This window comes from Chryseobacterium sp. c4a (genome assembly GCF_009900745.1).
In the GTDB taxonomy this organism is placed as follows: domain Bacteria; phylum Bacteroidota; class Bacteroidia; order Flavobacteriales; family Weeksellaceae; genus Chryseobacterium.
Genome location: NZ_WXVU01000010.1, coordinates 87,948 through 100,948, shown reverse-complemented (window position 1 = coordinate 100,948; position 13,001 = coordinate 87,948). Strand labels below are relative to the sequence as shown.

Here is a 13,001-nt window from a genome sequence, read left to right as displayed (position 1 = left end):
TCATTTTTGTATTATGAATATGAAGAATGTTTTATTGCCGGTTTTTTATATGCCACCGGTTTCATGGTTTTCAGTGTTTTTAGATGCTGAAAACGAAGTTGTATTTGAGCAGTTTGAAAACTTTCCAAAGCAAACCTATAGAAACAGAGCGAATATCTATGGAGCTAATGGAAAATTGTCTTTGATTATTCCTATTAATCATAATGGGAAAAGAGAATTTAAAGATATTGAGATTTCTTACAGAGAAGATTGGAGAACACTTCACTGGAAATCCATTCAAACAGCTTATCAGAGTTCGCCTTATTTCGAATATTATGAAGATAAGCTCAGGAAGATCTTTGATTTGAAAGAAAAGTTTCTTTTAGATTTTAACCTTAAAGGGCTAGAAGTAATCCAACAGATACTGAAAACAGAAAAGGCACACTCTTTGAATGAAGAATATATCAAAAATCCTGAGGGAATCAATTTCAGAGAGAAATTTTCTGCAAAACATCCTTCAGAATTTGAAATGGAAAGCTATTATCAGACTTTCTCAGACAAATTAGGGTTTTTGGAAGATTTATCGATTCTGGATCTTATTTGTAACAAAGGCCCGGAATCACTTGTTTACATAAAAAATATAAAACATTAATATAGAATCGTCACTATTAGAATTTCATTGTAAATAAAACAGCTGACGATTGTATATGACTTTAAAACAAATATCAGTATATGAAAAAGGTATTATTAGCTGCAGTTTTTTTGACCGGTTTTGGATTCTCCTTTGCACAGGAGTCAAAAGCTAAAAGTATTGACCCCAATGAAGATAAAAATCTGATGATGTGGTATCACAAAGATTTTGCTACTTCAAAAATTTATGGAGTTAATACTGAAAATGCATATAAATATTTAGAGTCAAAAGGATTAAAACCTAAAACAGTAATCGTTGGAGTTTTAGATAGTGGCGTACAGGTAGATCACCCGGGATTGGTGAAAAATATGTGGACTAACCATAATGAAATACCTGGAAATGGAAAAGATGATGATGGAAACGGATATATCGATGATATTCACGGATGGAACTTTATAGGCGGTAAAAACGGTGATATAGACATCGATAATATGGAAGTAACAAGAGTTGTTGCTAAATATAAACCTCTCTTTGAAGGTGATGATTCTACAAAGAACAAAGCCAATCAAGCTAAAATGCCCGAAGAGTTTGCTATGTATATGAAGGCTAAAGATCTTTTCACAAAGAAAAGTATTGAAGCTCAGCAAAACTTCAGAACCTATTCTATGATCAATGAACTGATCCCAAGTATGGTAAAACTATTAGGAGGGAAGCCGGTGACAGCTGAAAATCTTGCCGTGATTAAGAAACCCGCAGATCAAAAAGAGGCCATCGCTTTGGAGGTTTTAGGACAGGTTTCCCAAAGTCCGGATTTTAAAGGAGTATCTGCTGCAGACTTCGAGAAAAAAATGAAAAAGGACATGAAAGAAGCTATCGATCATTATGCACCGGCAGCAAAGCAATATGACCTTTCATATGATCCGAGAAAAGAAATTGTAGGAGATAACTACGATGACTATTCTGAAAAAAATTATGGGAATAACCACTACGAAGGGCCCGATGCAGAACACGGAACTCACGTTGCCGGAATTATTGCCGGACTTCCACAAGGAAAGGAGATCCAGCATGGTATTGCTTCAAGAGTAGCTAAAATCATGACGGTAAGAGCAGTTCCTAACGGCGATGAAAGAGATAAAGATGTTGCCAATGCCATCAGATATGCAGTAGATAATGGTGCTAAAATTCTGAATATGAGTTTTGGTAAACCCGTTTCTCCAGGTAAGAATGTAGTTTGGGATGCCTTCAAATATGCAGAGGATAAAGGTGTGCTTTTAGTGAAAGCAGCCGGTAATGAAAATGAAGATGTAGCAGAACATCTTGCTTATCCTACCAACTATAAAAATGTGAACGATGAAAAACCATTCGTGAACAACGTAGTAGTAGTGGGAGCAAGTACAAATAATAACAATGCGCTTAGAGCAAGCTTTTCCAACTTCAATAAGAAAATGGTAGATGTTTTTGCTCCGGGAGAAAGAATCTATTCAACAGTGAAAGGAAGTAAGTATGAGTATTTAGATGGAACATCCATGGCTTCTCCGGTAGTATCTGGAGCCGCAGCAGTTCTATTAGCTTATATGCCTGAGCTAAAACCGGATCAGATTATTGAGTCATTGAAGAAATCAAGCAATTTAAGTACGGCTAACGGTTTTACAGACTTTTCTGCAGCCGGAGGAGTGATTGATGTAAAAAAAGCAGCAGAATACGCTTATAATAACTTTTATAAAGGAAGCAAAACCACCGTTGTAAAAAAAGCAATTAAAGCTGTTAAAAAATAATTATTCATAAATGATTATGATATCCATTTTATAAATGAATGATAAAGTGTTCTAGGGGATAAAATGCGATAAGATACTGTTTTATTATCTTCAAAGAAACAGTTAAAATATTCATTTTTAAATAGCTAATAAAAAAGTCCGAAATTTTTCGGACTTTTTTATTTTTTAAATACAATTTTGGCACGGTTTTTTGTAACTTTATTGTAACAAAATAATAAACAACAAAATGAAAAAGTTACTACTTGCAGGGATGTTAGGAACATCACTTTTTGCAGTGTCTTGTTCCTCTGTGAATAACGCAGCTACATCTCAAAATCAAAGAGCCGATTTTCTTAAATTAAAAGGAGACTGGCAGATTGTGAGCATAGACTACGACAAAGGGTATAAAATTAAGCCTTTTGATGAAGGTGCAGATGCACAATGTTTCGTGGGAAGTCATTGGAGATTAATTCCTAACAACTGGACAGGAGCTTATACTCTGAACGGAGGTGGAAGCTGTCCAGCAATTACACAACCTATCAAGTTTGAAATAAAAAACGGTGATACATTTATGTTTAAGAAAGTTCTTGCAGGAACAAAAGCAAAACAGAATGTTGCTGGATATACTTTATCAGTAATCAACCAAAGCACAGATCAGTTTTCGCTTCAGCAAGACGTTCCATTTGAAGGCGGAAGTGTAAAAGTTGTTTACAATTTCGAAAGAACTGGAATGAAATAATTAAATAACATAAAAGATAAAAAAATGAAATTTACAAAAACATACGTAGGAGCTCTTTTCTTGTCATCAGCATTATTATTGACAAGTTGTGAAGCCGTTCAAAATTCAAATCACCAACAAAGAGGTACAGCTGTAGGAGTAGCTTCAGGAGCTGTATTAGGAGGAATCCTTGGGAATAATGTAGGAAGAGGTGGAAACGGTGCTATCGGTGCTGTATTAGGTGGTATTATCGGTGGTGTTGCAGGTAATGTTATCGGTAACAAAATGGATAAGCAGGCAAGAGATATTAAAGAAACTTTACCAGGTGCTCAGGTAGAAAGAGTAGGAGACGGTATTAAAGTTACGATGAATGAAAGTATCGTAAACTTTGCTTTCGATTCATCAAACCTTACTTCTGTTGCACAGAGTAATTTAGATAAATTAGCTAAAGTATTAACTGATAACCCGGATACTAATATCAATATCTACGGTCACACAGACAGCGTAGGTAAAGATGCATACAATATGGCGCTTTCTCAAAGAAGAGCTGATGCTGTAAAAGCATATTTAGTGAAAAGCGGAATTGCAGGAAGCAGAATGTTCACTAAAGGTGAAGGTAAAAATATGCCGGTTGCCAGCAACGATACAGACGAAGGTAGAGCTAAAAACAGAAGAGTTGAATTCGCTATTACTGCCAATGAAAAAATGATTAACGATGCCAAGCAAGGGCAGTAATTAATTTAACATATAAATATTTTCGTAAAAGACCGCCCCGGCGGTTTTTTTTGTATTTTTATGCCTGTCAATTTTTAATTTATTATTTTTGTAATCGAAATAACGTAAATGAAGAAATATTTAAAACTGCTTCGTGTGGAGCAATGGGTAAAAAACCTTTTTGTATTTGTCCCTCTATTTTTCTCTGGTAATATCACCAATCTGGATCTACTTACCAAAAGTATCTTTGCTTTTATCATTTTCTCGTTTGCAGCAAGTGTTGTTTATATTCTTAATGATTATAATGATATTGAGGCAGATAGGCAGCATCCTGAAAAAAGAAAACGCCCTCTGGCAAGTGGAGCTATATCAAAATCTACAGCGATAGGAATTCTTATAGGACTTGTGATTGCAGATATTGCTTTTGTAGGTTTTGCTCAGGTGTATTTTCAGCAGCCACTATGGAAATTTGCTACTATTATTGCTTTTTATGTGGTAATGAATCTTGCGTATACATTTAGACTGAAGCATGTTCCGATTATTGATATTTTTATCATTGCCATAGGATTTGTACTGCGTGTTTTAGCAGGTGGTTACATTACAGGAATCAGTATTTCACAATGGGCAATTTTGCTGACTTTTGTTCTGGCATTAGTGTTAGCTATCGGAAAAAGAAGAGGTGAGCTTATCAATGCTCAGGTTTCAGGAAAAACAAGAAAAGCTTTAGATGGGTATAATGTACAGTTTGCAGATATTGCCTTATCTATTTCTATTACATTGGCTATTGTTTGTTATCTGATGTTTACCCTTTCACCGGAAGTTCAGGCAAGATTCCATGAAAGAGTATTTTATACAGTAGTTTTCGTTGTATTTGCTCTTTTAAGATATCTTCAGCAGACATTGGTGTACAACAGAACAGAATCTCCCACAAAAATTGTGTACAGAGACCGTTATATACAGGTTACTTTATTACTTTGGGTGGCCGCATTTTTAATTCAAATTTACTTTAAGAAATGAAGCCGAATTTCACACAGAAAGTTACAAACTGGGGTAATTACCCGGTTGTAGAAAAAGAAATGAGATCTGAAGACAGCTTCAAAAACATAAAAGAATTCGTACTCAATCACAATGAAGTTATTGCAAGAGGAAACGGAAGATGTTATGGAGATGCTTCATTGGGAGAATCGATATTTTCTACCAAGAAATTAAATAAATTCATCAGTTTTGACCGTTTGAACGGGATTATAGAATGTGAATCCGGAGTATTGCTTTCGGAGGTACTTGAAGTGTCAGTTCCGCAAGGGTACTTTTTGTATGTCACTCCGGGAACAAAATTTGTTTCCATTGGAGGAGCTATTGCTTCCGATGTACATGGAAAAAATCACCATGCAGAAGGTTGTTTCTCAGAATATGTGATAGAATTTAAACTGATGATTGAAAACGGGGAAATTATAACCTGTTCAAGAGAAGAAAATTCAGATAAGTTTTGGGCTACCATTGGTGGAATGGGACTTACAGGAATTATTCTTACTGCAAAATTTAAACTTAAAAATATAGAATCTGCTTATATCCGCCAGGAAAGTATCAAAGCAGAGAATCTTGATGAAATCTTTAAACTGTTTGACGAAAGTGAAAGCTGGACGTATACCGTTGCATGGATCGATTGTCTTCAGAAAGGGAAGAATATCGGAAGAAGTATTCTAATGAGAGGAGAGCATGCTTTCCAGCACGAATTGCCTCAGAATATGGCTAAATCTCCTTTAAGATTAAAAGGGAAATTACAACCGACAGTTCCTTTTTATTTTCCAGGATTCGTATTGAATGCCCTTACAGTAAAGATTTTCAACTGGCTGTATTATAAAAAGCAATCCAAAAAAGAAGTCAAAAACTTTATTGATTACGAAACATTTTTCTATCCTTTGGATGCCATTAATGAGTGGAATAAAATCTATGGAAAATCCGGTTTTATCCAATATCAGATGGTGATTCCAAAAGAATCAGGAAAAGAAGGGATGAAAAGAATTCTGGAAACCATTGCCAATAGTGGAAACGGCTCATTCTTAGCCGTATTAAAATTGTTCGGAAAGCATAATCCGGAAGCTTACAACTCTTTCCCTGTAGAAGGGTACACACTGGCATTAGATTTTAAAGTAAATTCAAAACTGAAAAAGCTGGTAGATCAGTTAGATAGTATTGTTCAGGAATTTGGAGGAAGAATTTATCTTACCAAAGACAGTATGAGCAGATCCTCACTGACCAATTACCTGAAAAATATTAGAAGTCCTAAATTTGTGTCTTTACAGCACAAAAGAATCTTAAACAACAACTCATAATGATAGTTCTGGGAAGTACATCTGAAGTGGCACAGGCTTTTGTGGAAAAAGCACTTCAGGAAGGAGAAAAATTTGAAAAAATCTATCTTTTTACCTCAAATAAAGAAACCACAGAAAGGTTTGCAAGACATATTGATGTGAAATTTCTACAACAATCTGAAGTGATAGAATTGGATCTGATGAAAGAAATAGATTACAACAGATTTGATTATATCAATTCAAATGTATTATTTTGCGCCGTAGGATACTTGGGTGAAGGAACAGAGGAAGGATTGTATGACAATAAAAATACCGAGCGTATTATCAATATCAATTATTCTAAGCTGATTCCGGTAATGAATTATTTTGCTCATAAATTTGAAAGCAGAAGATCGGGAACGATTATTGGTCTTTCATCAGTAGCGGGAGACCGTGGAAGACAGAGCAATTTTATTTACGGAAGTGCAAAAGCTGCTTTTACTGCGTATCTGAGTGGACTCAGAAACTATCTTTTCAGTAAAAAAGTACATGTACTAACAGTAAAACCTGGATTTATGGCGACTAAAATGACAGAAGGTCTGCCTTTAAACCCTAAACTAACAGCAACTCCTAAGCAGGCTGCAGCTTGTATTTATAAAGCGTTCAAAAAACAAAAGAACGTGGCATATGTTTTGCCGATTTGGAGTATTATTATGATGATTATCAGGAATATCCCTGAATTTATATTTAAAAAGTTAAAGCTTTAAAAAATGAAAAAATTGTATTGTTTTGATTTTGACGGAACCCTTACGTATAAAGATACTATGTTTATGTATCTCAAATTCTACGACTCTACAAAATATAGAATACAATTTTTAAAACATGTACCGCTTTTCATTTTGCTCAAGCTGAAACTGGCAGAAACAGAAAAAGTAAAGAAAAGTTTTATCGGTTCCATTCTAAAAGGACAGAGTCAGGAAAAAATAGAATTGAAGTCTAAACAGTTCTTTGAATTACATTACCCTAAAATTGTAAGGGAAAATGCGCTGGATTTTATTCAAAATATCGATAGGAATAATACACAAAGTTTATTGGTAACTGCTTCTTTGGATATCTGGGTAAAACCTTTTGCTGAGGTACTGAAAATGCAACTCGTTTCTACAAGAGCCGAGTTCAAGAACGGTGTTTTCACAGGAAACTTCATTGGAAAAAATTGCAATGGAAAAGAAAAACTGGTGAGAATAAAGGAAGAAATCCACGATTCCAGGTATGATAAAATTATCGCATTTGGGGATACTTCCGGGGATAAGCCGATGTTGAAATGGGCAAATGAGGGACATTACCAATTTTTTCACTAATTTTGGGTGATAAAAGTGTAAAAAATGAAAAGTTTGTTAATGGCATGTACAGCTATCCTGATGAGCTGCGCAAGTACAACATCTTCCTCACAAAAAATGCCTGATATGCAGCAAAAAGCAGAACTTCTTGTATCCAATTCTCAAGGAGGTACTGAACTTCCCGGCTTTAGGATCATTAAAGATGAGAAAGAATATCTTGCTCTGGGAAAAGGAAGTTTTGAACTTGTGGAAGAGGGAAAAGCCCCAATAGCTAACTATCCGAAGTTTCCAAAAGACAAAAAGGTTGTTCTATACAACCTCGGAGGTTTCAGATCAGGCAGTCACACCATTAATGAAATTAAAGGAGTATCTGTAAAGAACAATATTCTGTATGTAGAAGTCCCGGATAGAATGTCTACTCCTGGCGGTATGGAAATTCAGGTTCTTTCCAATCCTTGGTTTATTTTTACCGTTCCCACAGATTACCAGTTTACCTCCGTAGAATTAAAATATTCAAAATAACAATGGACAAAATATATTTAGATAATGCCGCAACCACTCCGCTTGCAGAAGAAGTTATAGACGCAATGGTTGGTACGATGAAGATGACCTTCGGAAACCCATCTTCCACTCATAGCTTTGGACAGGAAGCGAAAATCCTTATTGAAAATGTAAGAAGACAGGTGGCAGACTATCTTCATGTAACTCCTGCTGAAATCATTTTCACTTCTTGTGGAACAGAATCCAATAATATGATTATCAAATCCTCGGTAGAACACCTTGGAGTAGAAAGAATCATCAGTTCACCTTTGGAGCATAAATGTGTTTCTGAAAGTATTCTGGATATGAAAGCAAGAAAAGGGGTAGAAGTAAGCTATATTCGCCCTAATGAAAAAGGAGATATTGATCTTAATAAACTAGAGGAATTATTACAATCTTCAGATAAAAAAACATTGGTAAGCTTAATGCATGCCAACAACGAGATAGGAAACCTTATAGATCTTAAAAAGGTAGCTGAGCTTTGTAAGAAGCATAATGCTCTTTTCCATTCGGATACAGTACAGACGATGGCTCATATGCAGCTTGATTTATCAGACATTCCTGTAGATTTTGCATCTTGCAGTGCGCACAAATTTCATGGGCCTAAAGGAGCCGGTTTTGCTTTCATCAGAAAAGCAACAGGTTTGAAGGGAATCATTACGGGAGGGCCTCAGGAAAGAAGCCTGAGAGCAGGAACTGAGAATGTTTGTGGTATTGTAGGTCTTGGAAAAGCATTGGAACTTGCTCTGAATAATATAGAGGAGTATACCAACTATATGCAGGATATTAAAGACTATGCTATTGAAAGGTTATCAGCTGAAATTGAAGGGATAAAATTCAATGGAAGAAGTGCTGAAAAGGAAAATAGTCTTTACACTGTATTAAGTGCTTTATTACCTTATAAAAACCCATTGATTGGTCTTCAGTTGGATATGAAAGGAATTGCCATTTCTCAGGGAAGCGCATGTTCTTCTGGAGCATCTAAACCTTCAATGGTAATGATGATGGTACTTTCTGAGGACGAAATGGATCATTGTACGCCATTACGTATTTCTTTCAGCCATATGACTGCCAAAGCTGATATAGACGCATTAGTGGAGGCTTTAAAAGAGATTTCAAAGGATTATACTATAGAAAAAACTAATGTTGAGCATAGATAGTCTTATGATGTAAAAGTTGTAATTTTGAACACTCAATAGAATTGAAAAAGAAAAATAATATTAATTAAAATAAAAGAAACAAAATGGCTTTAGAAATTACAGACAGCTCATTCCAGGATACCGTATTAAAATCAGACAAACCAGTTTTGGTAGATTTCTGGGCAGTATGGTGTGGACCTTGCAGAACTTTAGGACCAATCATCGAAGAAGTTGCATCAGATTTTGAAGGAAAGGCAGTAGTAGGGAAAGTGGATGTAGACAACAACCAAGAGATTTCAATGCAGTATGGTATTAGAAATATCCCTACAGTTCTTATTTTTAAGAACGGAGAAGTAGTAGATAAATTAGTAGGTGTAGCTCCAAAAGAGGTAATCGCTGAAAAATTAAGCGCGCACTTGTAAAAAAATAAGTTTGATAATGAATGCCTTCCATGATTGGGAGGCATTTTTTTTCAAAATAATTTGCAGGTAATAAAAAAAGGTGTAATTTTGCAACCACGAAAAAGAAACGACGTTCTTTCACAAAAAACAATGATCCGGTAGTTCAGCTGGTTAGAATGCCGCCCTGTCACGGCGGAGGTCGCGGGTTCGAGTCCCGTCCGGATCGCAAAAGTTTTTCAATTACTTTTAAAATAAAATTGATCCGGTAGTTCAGCTGGTTAGAATGCCGCCCTGTCACGGCGGAGGTCGCGGGTTCGAGTCCCGTCCGGATCGCAGAAGTTTTCTCAATTTCTTTTTAAAAAAATTGATCCGGTAGTTCAGCTGGTTAGAATGCCGCCCTGTCACGGCGGAGGTCGCGGGTTCGAGTCCCGTCCGGATCGCAGAAGTTTTCTCAATTTACTTTAAAAAAATTGATCCGGTAGTTCAGCTGGTTAGAATGCCGCCCTGTCACGGCGGAGGTCGCGGGTTCGAGTCCCGTCCGGATCGCAACTATTCAATCAAAATAGTACAAAAAGCTTTAAAACAGATGTTTTAAAGCTTTTTTTGTTTTGTGCCTGTTCCAAAAGGAGCTAAAAAATCACAATATGAAAGTGACCTATTCAGTGACCTGTTGAAAAGGTAGAATAGAGGTCACTAAAAAGTAAGAAAAAAGCTTGTTCATGGGCTTATTCAGAAATTGAACATCTTGTGGAACGTTTTTAAAGAGTTTAAGTTTAAAATTTTTAAAAGCAGCATAAAATGAATAAGACATTCAATCTACTTTTTTATCTCAAAAAAGCTAAAGCCAACACTAAGGGAGAAGTACCTATCTATATGAGAATTACTATTGATGGCAAAATTTCTGAGCTAAGTACAAAACGAACCATATTACCTTCGAAATGGAACTCTCAAGCTCAAAGTGTGAAAGGATCTTCAGAAGAATGTAAATCTCTTAATTTCTATCTTAAAACGTTTGAACAGAAAGTTTATGATACCTATCACAAAATGATAAGGGATGGAGAGTTAGTAAGCAGCGAGCTCCTTAAGAACAAACTATTGGGAAAAGATCAAAAGAATAGGATGCTGGTTACTATATTTCAAAATCATAATGATAGAATGGAGAAGTTAGTGGGGAAGGAGTATGCTAAAGGAACATTAACTCGTTATAAAACTTGCTTAAGCCATACCAAAGAATTTTTAGATTGGAAGTATAATATTTCTGATATTGATATTAGAAATATTAACTATGCTTTTCTCAATGATTTTGAATTTTTTCTACGAACTGAAAAATCTTGTAGTAATAATACGGCTGTAAAGTATATTAAGAATTTTGGAAAGATTATAAGGATTTGTTTGGCACACGGTTGGGTGGAAAAAGACCCATTTATAAATTATGATTCAAAATTTGATGAAGTAACAAGAATATTTCTTAATGATCAAGATCTTGAAAAGGTTTTCGTTAAAGATTTCAAAAATGATCGGTTATCATTAGTTAGAGATATTTTTTTATTCAGTTGCTTTACAGGGTTGGCATATATTGATACAAGACAGTTAACTATCAACAATATCAATATTGGACTCGATGGAGCTCGATGGATTTTTACCAAACGACAAAAAACGAAAACAACCTCTAACATTCCATTGCTTGCTCAAGCCGATTACATTATTGAAAAATATATAAATCATCCGTCTTGTATAAATAGTGGAAGGCTACTTCCTGTTCTCAGTAATCAAAAAATGAATGCCTATTTGAAAGAAATTGCTGATCTATGTAGTATCAACAAAGAATTAACCTATCATATAGCACGCCATACTTTTGCCACAACAGTTACCTTGTCAAATGGAGTTTCTATTGAGAGTGTGAGTAAAATGCTTGGTCACAAAAATATAAGAACAACTCAGCATTATGCCAAAATTCTGGATAAGAAAGTAAGTGAGGATATGATATTATTAAAACAGAAATTTATTAAGAAAGGATGTTAAATTGTAAGTATTATATAGATACTTTCAATTTCTTAAATCCATTTGATAATCTTGGATCTGAATGCGTTCCTGAAGAGGATTATACAAATATTCTACTTCATCAGAGAAAGGAATCTTATTACTCAGTTCAGAAATTATATCTATCTGTGTTTTCCCCTTTAAAGAGCTATGAGGCCTCTCCCAATTATAAAAATGCTGCCAATAGCCCAATTCTTCCCTAAGATTGATTTTTTTTAATCGTGATCGGCATAAAATTCCTGTAAATCATTTTTTGTACTCTTTCCACTTTTCCATTCAAATGGTGAGAACGAGGTTTATTAGGTCCGAATTTAATACAATATTCCATTAACTTTTGAACCTTTACAGCAAATAATTCATCCCCTCTATCGGCTTGTATTCGTTGAATAGGAAAATGCATTTTCTCTATTATACTTTATCAATAAACTTCAATGTATTAGTAGATGTTCTTCGGGGATAAATATTTATAACTTGATAGCGGGAACAATCATCAATGGCTGCATATTGATAAATACCGGGAGCTATTTTGCACGTATCAAACTGGACTCGGTCTATTGTATATGTTGAAAATTTTAATGTAAATCTATAGGGAGTGAAAAAAAAAGACTTTTTTTTCACTCCCTATAGATTTAATTCTTATATTTACAAACGTGGATTAGTTGAGTAACTACTGCAAGAAGAAATGAGAATAGCTAAATGTGATTCGCAGTGGCGGAGCCCTATTCTTTGTAAAAGAAATAGCCTCAGGTATTAGTTTGGCAAAACTATTGAATACCTTGTTAATACCTTAAATTTGAGATGTCTTTTATGAAGCATTTTGAATAAACTATTCACATCATTCTACACTTGTAACAGTTTCAAAGGCGTTAGGTGTTAAATGTTAAGAAATTTATATTTTGAATTAATTTAAAATATATTATATATGGCACACTCGTATCTAGGATGGTATGTTTTGTATGTGAAATTTCAGCACGAGAAAAAAATAAACCACCTACTAAGGGAAATGAATTTTGATTCTTTTTTACCGACATTTGAAGTTTCACAAAGATGGTCAGATCGTAAAAAGATAGTTAATAAGCCACTATTTCCTTCATACGTGTTTCTCAATGTGCGTACGAAAAATGAATTTTTTAAAGCTCTCGAAATAGATGGAGTATTTAATTATATCAGTTTTGGTGGTAAGTATGCGAAAATACGTGATAGTGAGATATTAACTATCAAAAAATTTATAACAGATAGTGGTATTTCGAACGTAGAGACCTCTGTTAATCTTCCAAAAGTTGGTGAATTAGTTAAAATTAACTCTGGGGCTCTTGAAGGTTTAACATGTGAAGTAATAAAGATTGAAAACGAAAGAAGGATTTTTGTATACATTGAATCTTTGAAACTAAATATTAGTGCTATTGTTCCTTCAAATTATCTTATCTAAGAAATTGAGATAATAGTAACATTTATCC

Annotated in this window: 13 protein-coding genes, 4 tRNA genes and 1 pseudogene; 17 read left to right on the top strand and 1 reads right to left on the bottom strand. The window is 34.7% G+C overall.

Annotated elements, in window-relative coordinates:
• The first annotated feature begins 13 nt into the window (after window positions 1-13).
• The 16 genes from GTR01_RS13985 (at window position 14) to GTR01_RS13910 (ending at window position 11,526) form a co-directional block, all read left to right on the top strand.
• Complete coding sequence (locus tag GTR01_RS13985) at window positions 14-631, top strand: WbqC family protein (RefSeq protein ID WP_410492601.1); 618 nt, start codon at window positions 14-16, stop codon at window positions 629-631.
• 80 nt (window positions 632-711) lie between these two features.
• Window positions 712-2,385, top strand: coding sequence for a S8 family serine peptidase (locus GTR01_RS13980; protein WP_160138442.1), 1,674 nt, complete (start codon window positions 712-714; stop codon window positions 2,383-2,385).
• 226 nt (window positions 2,386-2,611) lie between these two features.
• Entirely contained in the window at window positions 2,612-3,103 is a 492-nt protein-coding gene (locus GTR01_RS13975) for a lipocalin family protein (RefSeq protein ID WP_045494128.1), read from the top strand.
• A gap of 24 nt (window positions 3,104-3,127) precedes the next feature.
• Entirely contained in the window at window positions 3,128-3,817 is a 690-nt protein-coding gene (locus tag GTR01_RS13970; RefSeq protein WP_160138441.1) for an OmpA family protein, read from the top strand.
• Window positions 3,818-3,925: 108 nt separating this feature from the next.
• Window positions 3,926-4,813, top strand: coding sequence for a decaprenyl-phosphate phosphoribosyltransferase (locus tag GTR01_RS13965; protein ID WP_160138440.1), 888 nt, complete (start codon window positions 3,926-3,928; stop codon window positions 4,811-4,813).
• Window positions 4,810-6,129 (top strand): FAD-binding oxidoreductase, encoded by a 1,320-nt coding sequence (locus GTR01_RS13960; protein ID WP_160138439.1) that lies wholly within the window; start codon window positions 4,810-4,812, stop codon window positions 6,127-6,129. Before GTR01_RS13965 ends, GTR01_RS13960 begins: the two co-directional genes overlap by 4 nt.
• Window positions 6,129-6,854, top strand: coding sequence for an SDR family NAD(P)-dependent oxidoreductase (locus GTR01_RS13955; RefSeq protein ID WP_160138438.1), 726 nt, complete (start codon window positions 6,129-6,131; stop codon window positions 6,852-6,854). The genes GTR01_RS13960 and GTR01_RS13955 overlap by 1 nt, the downstream gene beginning before the upstream one ends.
• A gap of 3 nt (window positions 6,855-6,857) precedes the next feature.
• Window positions 6,858-7,445, top strand: coding sequence for an HAD family hydrolase (locus GTR01_RS13950; protein WP_160138437.1), 588 nt, complete (start codon window positions 6,858-6,860; stop codon window positions 7,443-7,445).
• 24 nt (window positions 7,446-7,469) lie between these two features.
• A complete protein-coding gene (locus tag GTR01_RS13945; protein WP_160138436.1) occupies window positions 7,470-7,946 on the top strand; it encodes a hypothetical protein in 477 nt (158 codons plus the stop codon).
• A 2-nt stretch (window positions 7,947-7,948) separates the two neighbouring features.
• A complete protein-coding gene (locus tag GTR01_RS13940; protein ID WP_160138435.1) occupies window positions 7,949-9,124 on the top strand; it encodes a cysteine desulfurase family protein in 1,176 nt (391 codons plus the stop codon).
• Between the two features lie 83 nt (window positions 9,125-9,207).
• Entirely contained in the window at window positions 9,208-9,525 is a 318-nt protein-coding gene (trxA, locus tag GTR01_RS13935) for a thioredoxin (protein WP_027374941.1), read from the top strand.
• 131 nt (window positions 9,526-9,656) lie between these two features.
• Window positions 9,657-9,730 (top strand) — tRNA-Asp (locus tag GTR01_RS13930).
• 33 nt (window positions 9,731-9,763) lie between these two features.
• A tRNA-Asp gene (locus GTR01_RS13925) sits at window positions 9,764-9,837 on the top strand.
• 33 nt (window positions 9,838-9,870) lie between these two features.
• Window positions 9,871-9,944 (top strand) — tRNA-Asp (locus GTR01_RS13920).
• A 32-nt stretch (window positions 9,945-9,976) separates the two neighbouring features.
• A tRNA-Asp gene (locus tag GTR01_RS13915) sits at window positions 9,977-10,050 on the top strand.
• A 252-nt stretch (window positions 10,051-10,302) separates the two neighbouring features.
• Entirely contained in the window at window positions 10,303-11,526 is a 1,224-nt protein-coding gene (locus GTR01_RS13910; RefSeq protein ID WP_160138434.1) for a site-specific integrase, read from the top strand.
• A 24-nt stretch (window positions 11,527-11,550) separates the two neighbouring features.
• Here the strand turns inward: GTR01_RS13910 and GTR01_RS24620 are convergent.
• Window positions 11,551-12,096 (bottom strand): annotated as a pseudogene (locus GTR01_RS24620) (integrase core domain-containing protein); the annotation flags it as partial.
• Between the two features lie 370 nt (window positions 12,097-12,466).
• Here GTR01_RS24620 and GTR01_RS13900 point away from each other — a divergent pair.
• Window positions 12,467-12,973 carry a UpxY family transcription antiterminator gene (locus GTR01_RS13900; RefSeq protein ID WP_160138432.1) on the top strand — a complete coding sequence of 169 codons (507 nt, stop codon included), beginning with the start codon at window positions 12,467-12,469 and terminating at the stop codon, window positions 12,971-12,973.
• Window positions 12,974-13,001 lie beyond the last annotated feature (28 nt).